We start from the raw sequence: 16,634 nt of genomic DNA, 5'->3' as shown, positions 1-16,634 counted from the left end.
TTCTTTCCCCAAAGCTCAAAGATTTTTAAAATTTTTATTTGGGCTTTTTTAAATTAAGTATTTTTAAAAAGGAAATTCTTATGTGCTTAATCCATATTTATTGATGGATTCATTTTCTAAGGTGTTTTGTGAAATAAATGTTCATGGATTACGCTTTCGCGAAAGCGTAATAATCAACCGCACATGGGGCATAAAATGAATAAGTATGACAACTAGCATTGTAATATTTGTAGTATCGGCAGCATTAATTGCTGGTGCATTATGGGGTATATATGGTAGCCTCTCTAAAAAAACAGAAGGTTTTTTGGTAGCTTTAGCTGGTGGCGCTTTATTAGTGTCTGCTCTATTGGAGCTTATCAGTCCAGCGATTGAGAATAATTCTTTTTACGTTGCTATAACGGTAGTATTTATAGGTGCTAGTACGTTTACGGGATTAGATTATCTTGTTAAAAAAAATGGGGTGATGACAGTGGTGGTGGTTTACTAGCTGCAATTACACTAGATGGTATACCTGAGAATCTGGCATTGGGCGTAGCTTTAATAGGTGCTGGTCCTTTATCTGTAGCAGCATTATCTGGTTCTATTTTATTGTCTAATTTACCAGAAGCTGCTGGTGGTGCTAAAGAAATGGCTGAAAATCATTCTAAAAAGAAAGTGCTCCTTTTGTGGGTCGCTACCGCCGCTATTCTTGCTGGTGCAGCATTAATAGGTCATTTTTTATTAACTGATGTAAAACAAGAGTATTTAAATTATATAAAATGTTTTGCAGGTGGCGCTGTAGTAGCTTCACTAGCTTTAGAGGTATTTCCTAAATCATTTAAGAAAGATAAATACTGGTCTGGAATAGCCACAACTATTGGGCTTATTATCGCTTTATTCTTGAATAATCTAGGGGAATGATGTTATGAAAAAGGAATAGTATATGGTTTAGATTCTTAAGACCCAACCACAGGATATTAAACATCTTGTTAAACATTCCTGAGACCCTTAATTAATCTATATTTTTGTACCACTATTTTAATACTTATGAAAGACAATAAAGTTCTCAATTATTTAGAAGAAATAATCAAAAACCATCCTTCTGACTGGCTAGGCCTTACCACTCATAGACTGGATATTTATAATGAAAAACTTGCAAAAACACAATTCCTAGAGCAATTAGAAACTCTTTATAGTAAAAATAATGCTTCTACTGGTGCTCTAGCTGTATTACCTACAGCTTACGATTATATAAGATTGGGCCATCCATTATCTAGTGTGTTAGAATGGGGAATTGCTCAGTTAAATGGACTAGAGGCAGAAAATGTTATTAGTTTTTCTTCAAAAATAATTCCTGTACTTGCCGTATTGAGAAAAAATTTGTTGGAAAATCGAGATACTCAGATTAATTATACAGGTGAATTACCATCCATTTTTAATACAACAATTTTAAAAGAAGTTTATGGATATGAATTTCAATTACAAAAAGTAAACGACCCATCTGAGATAGTAGCATTTAATGGTAGTACTATTTTCATCACTGAGAATGATAGCATAAATACAGTAAATATTAGTTCAAATATTGACTTTGTGATCAGCTTGCATGGCAAATTGGGTAGTGTTTTAGTTATTAATAGCTCTTTAGATAAATCCTATGTTTCTGACATACAACATGTACGTAGAAGAGAAACTATAGCAATGACACCATCTAATTCATTAGTGGCTTTAAAATCGCTAGTAAAGCAACAACCTATTATTGTGACAGATAGTGACGTCACTAATGATAAAACTAGTGTATTAAACTCTATTAAAGAAATAACAGGTACGCAGTTATCACCTTTAGTTGCATCTAGTGGATTATCTATTCAATATGCCATAATGATGGGATTAGTACACGACGCGCAAGAAAACCATCCTGGCAAAGCTATCAAATTTATTGTACCACCTAATTGTTATGGTGGAACTAATGATCAAGCCAGACGTGTAGCTGCCTGCTTAAGCAATGTAGCTGTTGTAGACTTACCGGTAGATGGTGATAATGATATGGTACAAAGTATAGATAATGTTTTAAATCAAATCGCTGCTCAAGATGCTGTTCCATACATTATTGCTGAGATACCAACAAATCCAAGAGTTGAAGTTCCTGATCTAGTGGCTTTGAAAAATGCTTTAAGTAAAGAGCGTAAAACACCAGAGGGAACAACGGCGATAGATCCAGTATTTATTCTAGATCAAACTTTTTGTCCTAATGTACATTTTCTAGGTGATGGTAAAATGTTATCAACAGTAAGAACAATATCGTATGCCAGCGGTTCTAAATTCCCTAGTGGTGGAAAATGTACTGCCGGATACTGTGTAGGTAACAATAAAACTAGTAAGTTGATGGATAAGATTGAGTTACACTTAACCTTGTGTGATAATGAAGCAACAGATTTACAATATGAGATTCTTGCAGCTCAATTGCCGTCAATGAATCAACGTATTAAAGACGCTTATAAAAACACCCGTGAATTTGTAACATTTGTCCAAGAGACTTTGCCTAATGCAAAAATCAATTTTGTATCTGAAGAGCTTGCAAAACAAGGATTTACACCATCTGTTTTCTCTCTAGACCTACCTACAAAAGGTGCTACCGAGGAAGAGAAAGAAACCTATAAAAGAGCTTTAAACCTTAAGCTCATCAATCTAATGATCACTGAAATACCAAACGAAAGTAAATTTTGTGTGAGTTATGGGCAATTGAAAGGTTGCTACTGGACCATACCAGCGACATCAACTCAAGGTACTACCAAAGAAGGAGATAAAGACTATATAGTTCGAGCTTCTCTATCACCAGATCTAGACCTAGAGTTACATAAAAGGGTATTTAAAGAATTTGTTGATCATATTTAAAGTTAGAGATGTATTCAAATTAAAATGCCGCTGAGATTAAATTCTAGCGGCATTTTTAATAAAATCAATTTAGAACTAATTGTTAGAACTTATATAGTTTGCTAGAAATTGAGCATCTTTAGACACACCTCCTAAAGTCGCAGAACCACGAGTATACATCCATGGCAATCCCATGAAATATAATCCTTTAATGTTACTGATTCCCCTGTAATTTTTAGGATAATTATCTGCATCTAATTCTAGACCTTCTATCCATGAAAAGTTAGGACGGTAACCAGTTGCCCAAATTATATTTTTAATTGTAGAAACTTTCTTTTTTTCAAAGAATATCTTGTGATCTGATGCATCTCTAGTTCTTCCTACTGGAATGACATTTTCTCTTGAAAGTATTTCTTTTACATCTGTACCTATAACTGGTTGTGTAGATGAGTTAATCTTCTTCCCTATCCAGCTATACTTATTATATTTTAAAAAACCAGTCACCGTAAACCACCACCATAATGTTTTACCTAAAAACTGTTGTGGTAAAGATTTAACAGTAGTATCACCAGAAAAGTAAACCGTTCTAGAAGAATCTTTTGAAATTTCATTCAGAATCTGATATCCAGAATCACCACCACCTACAACTAGCGCATCTCCATTTTGTAACTGGTTCGCATTTTTATAATAATTACTGTGAATTTGAAGTATTTCTTGAGAAGCTTTAGTATGACATGGCGGTGTGTAAGGAATATGAAAAGGTCCCGTAGCTATAACTACATTTTTAGCTTCAATAATTCCATCTTTATACTCTATTGTAAAAGTCTTCTTGTTTTTGCGAACAGACGTAATTAATGTGTTGAACTGAACTGGTATTTCAAATTTTTTGACATAAGCTTTAAAATAATTTGCTACTTCAAATTTTGTTGGGTAATGATTTTTTGGTGCTTTAAATTTTAATCCAGGTAAATGATTGTATTCTGTAGGTGTAAATAATTTAAGCGAGTCCCATCTATTTAACCAAGACGCGCCTATTTGCTCCTCGCCATCGACAATTAAAAAATTTTTATTCTGTTCTTGTAAATGGTATGCTATAGATAAACCTGCTTGTGCGCCACCAATTACTACATAATCCAACATCGAGTTACTCTTTATAATTCGATGCAAAAGTAAGGACTTAAAAAGTGATCCTTAATTTACCAAAATTAAACACCTATTGATCAATTGTAAACTTAAAAATTCGTGAATTTGATTTTTTAAATTAAAGACTATATTACATCTTTAACATAAACTATAATCCCACTGCCAGACAGAACCCATAAACACCTGATTACATACAGCTTAATTCATTAAATAAGGTGATAATATTATTGTTTAATTAGCAGTATAGCTATAGTTTATTAGGTTCTAATTAATATCTTTAAATAATATTGTGTATTTTATAAATAAAAATTTATAATTCTATAAACACCCATTTTTTTTTTTACCAAACCCTTAATCATTAAGACTATAATGAATCCATTTTTAGCAAATCTTATTGTTCAATCGACAAAAAAGTTCAGGGATAAAAAGAAGTTTCCAAAGGGACATCCTTCAGAATACAGATTAGCTAAAAAATATCATGATTTTGTAATCTCTCTAAAACGTAATTTTAAAAACTTTGTTCTTATAGTCATTGGTATATTTTCGGCATCATTCGGCTTTAAAGGCTTTTTACTAACTAACGATTTTATTGATGGTGGCGCTACAGGTATATCACTGCTAGTTGCAGCCGTGACTGGAGTGCCTTTATACCTACTTATTATAGGAGTGAATTTACCATTTGTTGTATTGGGATATAAAATAATGGGTAAACGATTTGCCATTAAAACAGCACTGGCTATTATGGGATTAGCTTTATGCGTTGCTGTCGTGCCTTTCCCTAATGTAACTGATGATGATTTGCTGGTTGCCATTTTTGGAGGTTTCTTTTTAGGTGCAGGAATAGGTTTATCTATAAGAGGTGGCGCGGTTATCGATGGAACAGAAATTCTAGCTATATTTTTAAGTAAAAAATTCTCTACTACCATAGGTGATATAATTATTCTCATTAATATTATTATATTTTCATTTGCTGCTTATTTTTTATCAATAGAAATCGCTCTCTATTCAATGATTACATACATCGCCGCATCTAAAACACTAGATTTTGTTATTGAAGGTATTGAAGAATATATAGGTGTAACCATTATATCATCACAAAGTAATCGCATTAAAGAAGTTCTAATAGGTAAACTAGGCCGTGGAGTTACCATTTATAAAGGGCAAGGCGGATATGCAAAGAATGGAGTCGTTAAAGATATGGATATCATCTATACTGTTATTACACGTCTAGAATTAAATAAACTGAATACTGAAATTGAAAAGATTGAACCTAATGCTTTCATAATCATGAATAGTATAAAAGATATCAAAGGTGGTATGATTAAAAAAAGACCTTTGAAGAGTTAAGTTTATAAATACCTATTCCAGATTGCAATTTTTAATCTTAACAATCCTAAAATTCTAATTTCAAATAAAAATAAGCTTTACATTTTGCGATTTCATTAAGACTATATCTCAATGATTAATAATAACTTAAGCATTGTAAAAGGTCATATCCTTAAACGATATTCCTTGAATAATTAAATCTCGATAAAGTATTATGCAAAAACATGATTTCAGCAACTTAAGTGTTGTATACGTGAATTGTACCTTAAAGAAATCTCCTCAACATAGCCATACGGATTCCTTAATTGATGTCTCTAAAGAGATTATGATAAAAGAAAATGTTACTGTTGAATCCATCAGGTTTATCGACCACGACGTTGCTAGTGGCGTCTATCCAGATATGACAGAACATGGTTGGGATAAGGATGAATGGCCTACCCTATTTAATAAAATTATCAATGCAGATATTCTTATCGTCGGAACTCCAATATGGCTGGGCGAGAAATCATCTCAAGCACAGAAACTTATTGAGCGACTCTATGCTATGAGTGGACAAACAAATGATAAAGGGCAATATAAATTCTATGGTAAAGTAGGTGGTTGTATTATAACGGGTAATGAAGATGGTGTAAAACACTGTGCGATGGGAATTCTATATTCTTTACAACATGTAGGCTACTCTATTCCACCACAAGCAGATTGCGGTTGGATAGGTGAAGTAGGTCCTGGACCTAGTTATGGTGACACAGAATGGCAAGGTGAAAAGATAAATCCACCAGTAGGCTTTAAAAGTGATTTAACTAATAGAAACACAACATTTATGACCTATAACCTATTACATCTAGCCTCTATGCTAAAGTCAAACGGCGGATATCCTAGCTATGGGAATTCTAGAGCTCAATGGGATGATGGAAAGCGATGGGAATTTGAAAACCCAGAATATAGGTAGCCTTATAATATGAAAGCCACAAAAATATTTACATATAAATTCTAAAACAATTACATAAAGTTTGCTTCAAACCAATCTTGAACATTAGACTCAATACGGTTTTTAATATCACTGGTATCTGATTTTTCAAATTCTTTACCTGTGATCTTTTCATATAATTCTATATATCGCTCACTTACCGATAGTATATAATCATCATCCATCTCTGGTAAAGTCTGTCCTTCTAGTCCTTGAAAATCATGAGAAATTAACCACTGACGCACAAATTCTTTACTCAATTGTTTTTGAGGTTCGTTTTTATCTTGACGCTCCTGATAACCTTCAGCATAAAAGTATCGTGAAGAATCCGGTGTGTGAATCTCATCTATTAAGACTATTTTTCCATCTTTAGTTTTACCAAATTCATACTTTGTATCTACCAGTATTAAGCCTCTCTTTTTTGCAAGTTGACTACCACGCTTATACAAATCTCGAGTATACTTTTCTAAAATCTCATAGTCGTGTTCACTAACGATTCCTCGAGATATAATGTCTTCTCTAGAAATATCTTCATCATGATCTCCCATCTCTGCCTTAGTAGCAGGTGTGATGATAGGTTCTGGGAACTTATCATTTTCCTTCATTCCGTCTGGCATAGGCACACCACATAATACTCTACGACCAGCCTTATATTCTCTAGCGGCATGACCACTCATATAACCACGTATCACCATTTCAACTTTAAAAGGTTCGCACTGATAACCTATAGCGACATTAGGATCTGGGCTAGCTAGCAACCAGTTAGGAACTAGATCTTCGGTCGCCTGCATCATTTGCGTCGCTATTTGATTAAGTATCTGACCTTTATAAGGTATACCACGTGGCATTACTACATCAAACGCACTCAATCTATCACTGGCTACCATTACTAGCAAGTCATCGTTAATGCTGTAAACTTGTCTCACTTTACCTTTATAAACATTAGTCTGGTTAGGAAAGTTAAAATCTATATCTGTAATGGTATTCGGTAAATTCATAGTACATCTCATGTGAATTACAAATTTCAAATAATCTTCTTAAATTTTAGAGAAAAACGACAGTATATTTTCAATAAGTTATTGACTAAATATGAAAAGTAAATTTGGTGTGTTGTGTTCGCTTTCGCGAAAGCGAAATAATACCCTTAATTTCTATTCTCAATATCTTTATATGCTGCAATTACCTTCTTAACCAGTCTATGACGTACAACATCTTTATCATCTAAGTACATCATACCTACTCCATCCACATCTTTAAGGATTAATAAAGCTTCTTTAAGGCCAGAGATCACACGTCGTGGTAAATCAATTTGTCCAGGATCACCGGTAATGAAAAACTTTGCGTCTTTTCCCATACGTGTTAAGAACATCTTCATTTGTGCATGAGTTGTGTTTTGGGCTTCATCTAATATAACAAAAGCACCATCAAGTGTTCTACCTCTCATAAACGCTAATGGAGCGATTTGAATAATTCCTTTTTCTATATAACTTGATAGTTTCTCTCCAGGTATCATATCGCGCAATGCATCATAGATAGGCTGCATGTAAGGATCTAATTTTTCTTTAAGATCACCTGGTAAAAACCCTAGGTTCTCGCCTGCTTCAACTGCTGGTCTGGTCATAATAATGCGTCGCACTTGCTTTTCCTTAAGCGCTTTTACAGCCATAGCAACTCCCATATATGTTTTACCGGTACCGGCTGGACCTATGGCAAAAACCATATCATTCTTTTTACATAATTCTACCAGTTTACGCTGATTAGGTGTTTTGGCCTTAATTATTTTACCACTAACACCATGTACTAAGGTATCACCACTACCTTTTCCATTATCATAGTCTTCTCTACTATTACTGGTTAAGACTCTTTCCATAATATTTTCATCCATGGTATTATATTTTCCATAGTGTTCTAGCATCATCTGGATGCGTTTATCAAATTCTGTGAGCTGTTCCTCATCTCCAAAAACCTTCATCGTGCTACCTCGGGCAACAATTTTAAGTTTGGGAAAATGTTGTTTTAAAAAAGCTAAATTTTTATTTCTTACCCCAAAAAACTCTCTAGGATTAGATTCTGACAGATCAATGATAAGTTCGTTCAAAAGCGTGTGATTATATGAATGATTGCGTTTATTATTTTTTAATTTTGCTTGAGCTTGTAACTTTTGCAAAACTTGTAACAATTTAAAGAATTGTAATAGGAAAACCGCAATAGTAACAAAATTTTAATCCTTATTTAATTAACAACTTTCCAGCACCTTTATGCCTATAATCACATTGACCACAGATTTTGGATTAAAAGATCCCTATGTAGGCGCGGTTAAAGGGGCAATCTTTAGTGAGTTGCCAGATGTGAATATTGTTGATATTTCACACTTAGTAACACCTTTTCACATTGCTGAAGCAGCATATATTATCAAAAATGCCTATTATACGTTCCCTAAAGGAACGATACATATCATAGGTGTTGATGCTGAACATACACCGGACAATAAACATGTAGCGGTTTATATGGACGGACATTATTTTGTCTGTGCAGATAATGGGATTATGTGTTTATTAACTGCAAAGTTTAATGCAGATAAAATAGTCGAAATTAATATTCACGATCGCATTACTTCTAACTTTACCGTTATGGATGCTTTTGTACAAACGGCATGTCACATCGCTCGTGGCGGAACTCTAGAAGTCATAGGTAAGCCTATTGAGAAATTAAAAAACATATCTGGTATGCAGCCTGCCGTTGCTAGTAATTCTATCAATGGACAGGTCATTTATATAGATAATTACGGCAATGCGGTTACTAATATTACTAGAGAGCTTTTTAAAAATACTGGAAAAGGTCGAGATTTTACACTTACCGCACGTAGTGAGAAACATTTTAAAATCTATGACCATTACTCTGGTTTTATAGATTTTAATAAAGAAGACTATAAACGTGATATAGACGGTAGGGCTATAGTTATATTCAATAGTTCTGGGTATATTGAAATCGCTACATATAAATCTAACCCTATAACTGTAGGTAGTGCCAGCAGTCTATTTGGACTCAAGGACAACACGCCTATCAATATAAAATTTAACGAGACATGATAGTACGTATCGTAAGAATGCATTTTAGACCAGACGCTGTCACTGCATTTGAGAAATTGTTTGAATCTCATAAAGAGCAAATACGTGCTCAAGATGGTTGTAGTTTATTAGAACTCTATCAAGATAAAGAAGATTACTGTAGTTTTTATACCTACAGTTATTGGGAAAATGAAGAAGCGCTTAATAATTATAGACATTCTGCGTTATTTAGTGAAGTATGGCCAGCGACTAAGGCTCTTTTTGACCAAAAACCTAGTGCCAACTCTTTAAATAAAATACATAGTCTTTTATGAGAGCCATTTATTTAAAAGAATTAAGAAGCTATTTTTCTAGCATTACAGGTTATCTAGTAATCGCCATATTTTTATTAGTAACAAGTCTATTCCTTTTTGTTTTTGATGGTGAGTTCAATATTCTTAATTATGGTTTTGCAGATTTATCACCGTTTTTTTTATTAGCGCCATGGTTGTTCATATTTCTTATTCCAGCAGTGACGATGCGCAGTTTTACCATAGAACGCAATCTGGGAACATTAGAAATGATTTTTACCCGACCTATCTCCTTTAGGAAAATTATCGCTGGTAAATATCTCGCTGGTGTAACGCTTATCATCATAGCACTACTTCCCACGTTGCTATATGTGTTTACCATAGGGCAACTAGGAGAAACAGTTAACAATCTAGATATAGGTAGCGCTATAGGTAGTTATGCAGGTATTTTACTGCTCGTATTGTGTTATGTAGGTATAGGGATTTTTTGTTCATCTGTTACCTCAAATCAAATCATTGCCTTTTTACTAGCCGCTGTTTTATGCTTTGTGATGTATTTTGGTTTTGAAGGATTCTCAACCGTAATTAATAATGACAGTCTAGCCTTTCTTGGTTTAAAATATCATTATGAAAGTATGGCACGAGGCGTTATAGATACTAGAGATGTGATCTATTTCTTAAGTGTTGCTGTATTATTTTTCGCTTTAAGCGAATTGAGCCTTAAAATAATCACCCAGAAGCAATAAGAATGAAGAAAATAATTATATCCCTAATCGTAATTATTGCAGCACTGGTTCTTATCAATTATGGAGCTAGTAAATGGTATGAACGTTTTGATTTAACTAAAGATCAACGCTACACATTGTCACCTGTTGCGACGCAGCTTGCAGAAAGTGTTGAGAGCACGATGCTTATAGACGTATTTTTAGATGGTGAGTTACCACCTGAGTTCCGTAAACTACAATCTGAAACGCAGCAACTACTTGAAGAGTATGCTGCGATAAATAAAAATATCAAATTTAATTTTGTTAACCCTACTGAAGATGAGAGCATTGAAGCTGTAGAGCAAATTACTATGCGACTGGCACAGTATGGTATTAAACCAGCTATGGCAACTATCATGGAAGGTGGAAAGAGCACTAAAGTAGTGGTGTTTCCATGGGCTATTATGGTTTATAATGGTAAAACTACCGCAGTTCCATTATTAAAGACTGTAGCTCGAGCCACGATGGAGGAACGTGTTAACTCATCTATACAAGAGCTAGAATATCAGTTTGCAGACGGAATGAGTAAAGTCATTAATGAAAAGTCTAAAACCATTGCTGTTTTAAGAGATAGTGGTGAATTAAGTGATTTACAAATCAGGGATTTTATTAAGACCTTACAACAATACTACCGTGTAGCACCTTTTGGGATCGAATTTGTAAAGGACAATGATAGTGTAACTCCTGTAGATGTTTTAAATCAACTTAAAAAATTTGATTTAATCATTGAACCCAAACCTACTGTTGCTTTTAGCGAGACTAAAAACTATATTATCGATCAATATATCATGAATGGTGGAAAAATGTTACTAGCTGCAGATCCTATTATATTTGAAAATGATAGCCTTGCAAATCCACAATCGATAGGCTATGGAATGCCTAGAGATTTAAATCTAGATAATTTACTTTTTAAATATGGGTTAAGGCTTAATAACGGAATCGTAAAGGATGAAAGAGCTGGTGGACTTGCTCTAGCCACTGGTCAAGGTCGTAATACGCAATATGAGGCTTTTGACTGGCCATATTACCCTATTTCAAAATCTGATAGCGATAATCCTATTACTAAAAATCTGGAAGTAGTAAAATTTGAATACACGGGAACTATTGATACCCTTAAAAACAATATTAAAAAGACCGTATTATTAAGCACATCGCCTGACACACAAATTAAAATATTACCGGCAGCTATTTCTCTTTCAGAATTAGATCAACCTATAGATCCTCTAGCGACTAAGGTAGGTGAAAAACCGCTAGCTGTTCTCGCCGAAGGTAGCTTTACCAGTGCTTATAAAAATAGAATAAAACCATTTGAAATTACTAAGACCGTTGACAATGGTAAAGAAAGCGCTATCGTTCTTATAGCTGATGGAGATGTAATGAAAAATCAAATAGATGCGGGAAAAGCGCAAGAACTAGGTTATGACATACGTACTGGTGTTCTTTATGGAAATAAAGAATTTTTAATGAATACCGTAAACTACCTATTAGATGATACTGGATTAATTCAATTGCGTAGTAAAAATATCACGGTTCCATTTTTAAATCTCAAAAAGAGTTATGATGAACGTACAAAATGGCAATTGATTAATGTTTTATTACCACTAGTTGCGGTTGCCATATTCGGTTTAGTATTTAATTATATGAGAAGAAAAAAGTATTCATTTTAGTATCTCTACCGATTTGAAATGTAATTTCTTCAGAGCATATGTTTTAATTATTCGCCAGATGTTTTCTTTACGTATTGAGTTAATAGCACAACTTGTGTAGGTCCTACACGACCTTCAATTTGGTCTGCATTATCATGTACTAATGATATATTACGTACGGCAGTACCACGTTTTGCCACTAGACTCGATCCTTTTACATCTAGATCTTTAATTATTACAACGCTGTCACCTCTTTTTAAAATGTTGCCATTGACATCTCTATGAATGATTTGTGGACCACGTTGAATCCCATCTTCAGCCCAGGCTTTTGTTTCTTCTTCCATATACATCATGTCTAGTAAATCTTGAGGCCAGCCTTCTGCCTTTAATTGATCTAACATTCTATAAACTACAACTTGTACTGCTGGTACTGTACTCCACATTGAATCATTAAGTGCACGCCAGTGATTGACATCTACCTTACTACTGTCCTCTAACTGCTCGCGACAGGTTTTACATGCTAAAATGGCAATTTCTTTTACGTTTTTAGGAGATTCTGGCACCTCATAAACTGCAAGTTCCACTTTTTGCTCTAGTGTATCTGTTGCGCTGCAAAGTTCACAGCTATTACCTGATCGATCTTCTAATTGTTTAAGTAAGTCTGACATGTTTATTTATTATGAACGGTAAAGGTAAAAAACCTTAACACTTTTAATAATGTTTTGTAAAAATCTTCTTTCAAGGACCTTTTGTTAATTAAGATAATGAGCTATATTGTAGGCGACAATATTAACGACTAACCAATAACTAATGCAGAAAAATAAAATGACTGTGCTTAAATCCTTAATGGTTGTATTTCTATTAGGATTTTCAACTCAATTAAGTGCTCAAAAATCAGAAAAGGTTATCAATCTATTACTCAACAATGAACGAGCTGATGCCCTTAAACTAGTAGAAAAACTAGATCAAAGTAATGTAGAGAATTACTACTTAAAACAAATTGTTCTTAAGGAAAATGGAGAAATAGCAAATGACTATAATTATTTAGAAGGCCTACTCAATAAAGCAGATTTTGAGCCTTATTTATTTGCCTCGTGGCATGAGACCTTTCTTTTTTCAGATTATGAATCACAAGGATTTGCACCTCTAGAATTGAGAAGACTAGCAGAAATTGAAACGCCGCAGCTCAAAAATGCAAGCCTTAAAGATGCATATTCATATATGCAAAGCATTCATGCAGAGGTTTCAAGAGATTTTGATAAGCAAAAACAACTGGTTGCATCTATTAAAAACATTGAGAACTGGGAACTAGTAGGACCTTTTGAAAACTTAAATGATAGTGGACTAAACATTACTTATGCTCCAGAAAACAAGGCTACTGCTGTAAAAGGCTTTGATACCAATGGTAACGGAATTGTAAACTGGTATGTCGCACCAGATAATCCATTGAGCCCTTATAAAGACTTTATCAATCATGATGAATATGGAAATAAAATAAACTATGCGCAAACATTTATTCAGTCAGATAAAGAACAAAGAGCTGTTTTACATCTAGGTCGTGGCGGTATCATTAAGGTATTCTTAAATGATGTTGAAATATTAGAAGATAAAGAAGACGTGCGCACTGAACTTGATGCTCATCAAATAGAAGTAACACTTAACGCAGGAACTAATAGAATTTTAATTAAATCTGCCTCTAGTGGTACACCTTACTACATTGCAAGATTTATGGACACGGATGGTAAACTACTTAACCTAGGCAATGACCTCAGTAAAAAATCTTACACTAAAGGAACGACAGCAAGTGTTAATGCCATAGCCTTAGAACATCCTATGGAGGCATTTTTTAGAAATAAACTGAATGATAATCCAGACGACTTCTTAAGTTTCTATGGTTTATACCATAGTTTACAACACAATGCACGATATAAAGAAACAATCAACTTAGTAAAAGAACAATTAAAGAAAAACCCACAAAGCTCTTTACTAAACACCATGTTGATGAATGCTTATACTGAAAGTGATCAAGGTGATGAAGCTCTTAAAGTCATGGAGAATTTAATGAAGAATGATCCAGATTATTATCAATCATTAATATTAGAATTTGCTGACACAGATAAGCTTATGAATCTGGATCAACAAGAATTCAGAAAAAAAATGACAGCTATTCAAGGTGCGACTAACCTTAATACTATAGATGAAATGTGTGATTTATTCATTGCACTGCGTAATGAAGAAGAAAAACAAGCTGAAAAGATTCTAGATAGACTTGTTAAAGATGAAAGAACCACAATAAAAGGTCTGGCTACCTATGCTGGATTCTATAACTCTATTTTAAATGATGAAAAGCGATATGAGCAAATCTTAACTGATGCGCATAAAAAATATCACTCATGGTACATCATTAATAATTTAGCAGGCATTTATAGTAGAGAAAACCGCAAGCAAGAATGGGAAGACATAATGAAAACCAATCTGTTGAGATATGACTTTTATAACAATTATTTACAAAGAATGGTTTATGTATATAATGAAAATAAGAAGTATGATGAGTCTTTAAAGCTGATCAATAAAGGATTGAAAAATTACCCAGACGCCTTAAGACTACGTACATTAATGGGTGATACTTACTTAAAGTTAGAGAATAAGAAAGAAGCCATTAAATGGTATGAAGAAAAATTAGAACGTAGTTTATCAGACCTATCCTTACGTCGCAAAGTATATGATCTTAAAGGGATTACAGATCCTATGGAAAAAATAAAGACTAAAGATCATTACAAATACATTGAGAAAAATCGTGATAGTGGCATGGAGAATAACTATGGCCTCAATATTTTATTAGAAGAAAATAATTTAATGCTATATAGTCGTGGTGGTGTACGTTATCACGGTACTATGATTTATGAAGTAACCACACTTAACGGTATAGAATCAATTAAAGAATACAATCTAGGTTTAGGAGGTAATTACACAATAACTAAATCAGAAATCGTTAAAAAGGATAAAAGTATTGAACCAGCAGAACGCAGTGGTTCTAGCATGGTCTTTAATAATCTAGAAATAGGTGATATCGTTTACCTAGATTATGAAACAGAGTACTACACGTACGGAAGATTTTATAAAGACTATGATAATGTATATAATGTAAAAGGATATCACCCTATAAAGCAATATCACTTAAGAGTTATTTCAGAAAGTAATAGACCACTATACCACGAGGTTGTCAATGGAGAGATCCCAGTAAAAAAATATAAGACTGATGGAATGCAGACTTATGAATGGAGTATTAAAGATGTAGCTGCAATCACACTAGCAGAAGACTACATGAAAAACCTAGTAGATCAGACAGAGCATATCCATATCAGTACGTTAAAAGACTGGAAAGATATATCAGAATGGTATTCTGATTTAGTGCGCAGTCAGATAGAAATAGAAGACGAAGTTACTACTGCTTATAATACCATATTCCCTAACGGGCATGAAGGTAAATCAGATGACGAAAAAGCAAAAGCTATTTATGACTATATCACAGATGAATTTACATACAGTTATGTAAGCTTTAAGCAAAGTGGCTATGTTCCACAAAAGCCATCTAAAACGATAAAATCTAAACTAGGAGACTGTAAAGACTTCTCTACCCTATTTGTAACATTAGCTTCTATGAGTGATCTAGACGCAAATCTAGTTTTAATACTTACATCAGACTATGGAGAGAATGCTTTAAAACTTCCATCTAGAGATTTTAATCACTGTATCGTCAAAACTAAAATAGATGGGCAAGAACAGTTTCTAGAATTAACAGATAAATATTTACCTTATAAATCAGTTCCTGGATCATTAAATCATGCGATAGGTCTAGAAATACCATATGATAAAAATGATAAGATGACTAATGATTTATTCATCCTACAAGATGCGGCAACAGCACCTAGTCAATATAACACTACAGCTTATATAACGGTTAAAGAAGATGCCTTTAAAGCAAAACTGACTACCAATCTTAAAGCAAGTACTTCATCATACTTACGTAGTCTAGCAGATGAGGAAAATGAAGAGCTAAAAAAGGACAATTTAAAATCATTCTTAGAAAATAGATCTACGACCACATTTGATGTAGATAAGATCGTTAAAGCAACATATGATCATAAATCAGATGGTATTGAGGTTGAAACAGAACTTAATTTATTATCTAAACCAGGATCCATCGGTAAAATGAAAACCTTTCAATTACCACTATTCTCTGTTCCATATACACAAAGTATAATTGCCGAGGATGAACGCAAGCACGACATTCTATATCGTGATTATGAAGACACATCTTCTTATACTGAATCTATCACCATTGAGTTAGAAGACGGTAAAAAGTTTATTGAAGTTCCAGAGAGTAAATCGCTAAGCTATAAAAAACATAGTTATACAATCACCTATAAAGAACTAGCACCTAATAAGATAGAGGTTAAAATTGTATCTAAACCTAGCTTAGAAGTTATCAAAGCTTCAGAATATGCAGATTTTAAGAACTTTGTAAAATCTGTAATCGAGACTAGAGAACAATACTTAGCTTACAAATAAGGATATCT

The 16,634-nt window shown here is 33.6% G+C and carries 14 protein-coding genes; 10 read left to right on the top strand and 4 right to left on the bottom strand.

All coding sequences use genetic code 11. The features are described from left to right. The first annotated feature begins 205 nt into the window (after positions 1-205). From BST92_RS15245 to BST92_RS11520, 3 genes are all read left to right on the top strand, one after another. Complete coding sequence (locus BST92_RS15245; protein WP_245910920.1) at positions 206-487, top strand: ZIP family metal transporter; 282 nt, start codon at positions 206-208, stop codon at positions 485-487. A 38-nt stretch (positions 488-525) separates the two neighbouring features. After that, positions 526-900: a ZIP family metal transporter gene (locus BST92_RS15240; protein ID WP_245910918.1), complete on the top strand. Its 375-nt coding sequence runs from the start codon at positions 526-528 to the stop codon at positions 898-900. Between the two features lie 126 nt (positions 901-1,026). Continuing rightward, positions 1,027-2,871: a PLP-dependent aminotransferase family protein gene (locus tag BST92_RS11520; protein WP_105071588.1), complete on the top strand. Its 1,845-nt coding sequence runs from the start codon at positions 1,027-1,029 to the stop codon at positions 2,869-2,871. Between the two features lie 75 nt (positions 2,872-2,946). Here the strand turns inward: BST92_RS11520 and BST92_RS11515 are convergent, their stop codons facing one another. Beyond that, complete coding sequence (locus BST92_RS11515) at positions 2,947-3,990, bottom strand: flavin-containing monooxygenase (RefSeq protein ID WP_105071587.1); 1,044 nt, start codon at positions 3,988-3,990, stop codon at positions 2,947-2,949. A gap of 372 nt (positions 3,991-4,362) precedes the next feature. On the opposite strand from BST92_RS11515, the gene BST92_RS11510 reads away from it, so the two are divergent. Beyond that, the gene (locus BST92_RS11510; RefSeq protein WP_105071586.1) at positions 4,363-5,340 is read left to right on the top strand and encodes a YitT family protein; all 978 of its coding nucleotides are present in this window, start codon (positions 4,363-4,365) and stop codon (positions 5,338-5,340) included. 193 nt (positions 5,341-5,533) lie between these two features. Then, positions 5,534-6,268, top strand: coding sequence for a flavodoxin family protein (locus BST92_RS11505; protein WP_105071585.1), 735 nt, complete (start codon positions 5,534-5,536; stop codon positions 6,266-6,268). Between the two features lie 50 nt (positions 6,269-6,318). Here the strand turns inward: BST92_RS11505 and BST92_RS11500 are convergent, their stop codons facing one another. Continuing rightward, positions 6,319-7,284 (bottom strand): phosphoribosylaminoimidazolesuccinocarboxamide synthase, encoded by a 966-nt coding sequence (locus BST92_RS11500; protein ID WP_105071584.1) that lies wholly within the window; start codon positions 7,282-7,284, stop codon positions 6,319-6,321. Positions 7,285-7,430: 146 nt separating this feature from the next. Beyond that, positions 7,431-8,384, bottom strand: coding sequence for a PhoH family protein (locus BST92_RS11495; protein WP_105072264.1), 954 nt, complete (start codon positions 8,382-8,384; stop codon positions 7,431-7,433). A 160-nt stretch (positions 8,385-8,544) separates the two neighbouring features. On the opposite strand from BST92_RS11495, the gene BST92_RS11490 reads away from it, so the two are divergent. The 4 genes from BST92_RS11490 to gldG are packed head-to-tail and all read left to right on the top strand — an operon-like array spanning position 8,545 to position 12,075. After that, positions 8,545-9,375: an SAM hydrolase/SAM-dependent halogenase family protein gene (locus tag BST92_RS11490; protein WP_105071583.1), complete on the top strand. Its 831-nt coding sequence runs from the start codon at positions 8,545-8,547 to the stop codon at positions 9,373-9,375. Then, on the top strand, positions 9,372-9,668 hold the full coding sequence (locus BST92_RS11485; RefSeq protein WP_105071582.1) for a putative quinol monooxygenase: 297 nt from the start codon (positions 9,372-9,374) through the stop codon (positions 9,666-9,668). The genes BST92_RS11490 and BST92_RS11485 overlap by 4 nt, the downstream gene beginning before the upstream one ends. Next, complete coding sequence (gene gldF / locus BST92_RS11480) at positions 9,665-10,390, top strand: gliding motility-associated ABC transporter permease subunit GldF (RefSeq protein WP_105071581.1); 726 nt, start codon at positions 9,665-9,667, stop codon at positions 10,388-10,390. The genes BST92_RS11485 and gldF overlap by 4 nt, the downstream gene beginning before the upstream one ends. 2 nt (positions 10,391-10,392) lie before the next feature. Continuing rightward, positions 10,393-12,075, top strand: coding sequence for a gliding motility-associated ABC transporter substrate-binding protein GldG (gene gldG, locus BST92_RS11475; RefSeq protein ID WP_105071580.1), 1,683 nt, complete (start codon positions 10,393-10,395; stop codon positions 12,073-12,075). Positions 12,076-12,122: 47 nt separating this feature from the next. Here gldG and BST92_RS11470 read toward each other — a convergent pair whose 3' ends face one another. Then, entirely contained in the window at positions 12,123-12,722 is a 600-nt protein-coding gene (locus BST92_RS11470) for a PhnA domain-containing protein (protein WP_105071579.1), read from the bottom strand. A gap of 142 nt (positions 12,723-12,864) precedes the next feature. On the opposite strand from BST92_RS11470, the gene BST92_RS11465 reads away from it, so the two are divergent. Then, positions 12,865-16,626, top strand: coding sequence for a tetratricopeptide repeat protein (locus tag BST92_RS11465; protein WP_105071578.1), 3,762 nt, complete (start codon positions 12,865-12,867; stop codon positions 16,624-16,626). Positions 16,627-16,634: the final 8 nt, after the last annotated feature.

Source organism: Nonlabens arenilitoris (assembly GCF_002954765.1).
GTDB lineage: Bacteria > Bacteroidota > Bacteroidia > Flavobacteriales > Flavobacteriaceae > Nonlabens > Nonlabens arenilitoris.
Note: the sequence above shows the minus strand (reverse complement) of the source record. Positions and strands in the feature narration are given on the sequence as shown.

Bases quoted from the DNA above. Each gene is read 5' to 3' on its own strand.
- BST92_RS11520 (WP_105071588.1), top strand. From the start codon at position 1,027: ATGAAAGACAATAAAGTTCTCAATTATTTAGAAGAAATAATCAAAAAC.
- BST92_RS11505 (WP_105071585.1), top strand. From the start codon at position 5,534: ATGCAAAAACATGATTTCAGCAACTTAAGTGTTGTATACGTGAATTGT.
- BST92_RS11485 (WP_105071582.1), top strand. From the start codon at position 9,372: ATGATAGTACGTATCGTAAGAATGCATTTTAGACCAGACGCTGTCACT.
- gldG (WP_105071580.1), top strand. From the start codon at position 10,393: ATGAAGAAAATAATTATATCCCTAATCGTAATTATTGCAGCACTGGTT.
- BST92_RS11490 (WP_105071583.1), top strand. From the start codon at position 8,545: ATGCCTATAATCACATTGACCACAGATTTTGGATTAAAAGATCCCTAT.
- BST92_RS11510 (WP_105071586.1), top strand. From the start codon at position 4,363: ATGAATCCATTTTTAGCAAATCTTATTGTTCAATCGACAAAAAAGTTC.
- BST92_RS11465 (WP_105071578.1), top strand. From the start codon at position 12,865: ATGCAGAAAAATAAAATGACTGTGCTTAAATCCTTAATGGTTGTATTT.
- BST92_RS15245 (WP_245910920.1), top strand. From the start codon at position 206: ATGACAACTAGCATTGTAATATTTGTAGTATCGGCAGCATTAATTGCT.
- gldF (WP_105071581.1), top strand. From the start codon at position 9,665: ATGAGAGCCATTTATTTAAAAGAATTAAGAAGCTATTTTTCTAGCATT.
- BST92_RS11515 (WP_105071587.1), bottom strand. From the start codon at position 3,990: ATGTTGGATTATGTAGTAATTGGTGGCGCACAAGCAGGTTTATCTATA.
- BST92_RS11500 (WP_105071584.1), bottom strand. From the start codon at position 7,284: ATGAATTTACCGAATACCATTACAGATATAGATTTTAACTTTCCTAAC.
- BST92_RS11470 (WP_105071579.1), bottom strand. From the start codon at position 12,722: ATGTCAGACTTACTTAAACAATTAGAAGATCGATCAGGTAATAGCTGT.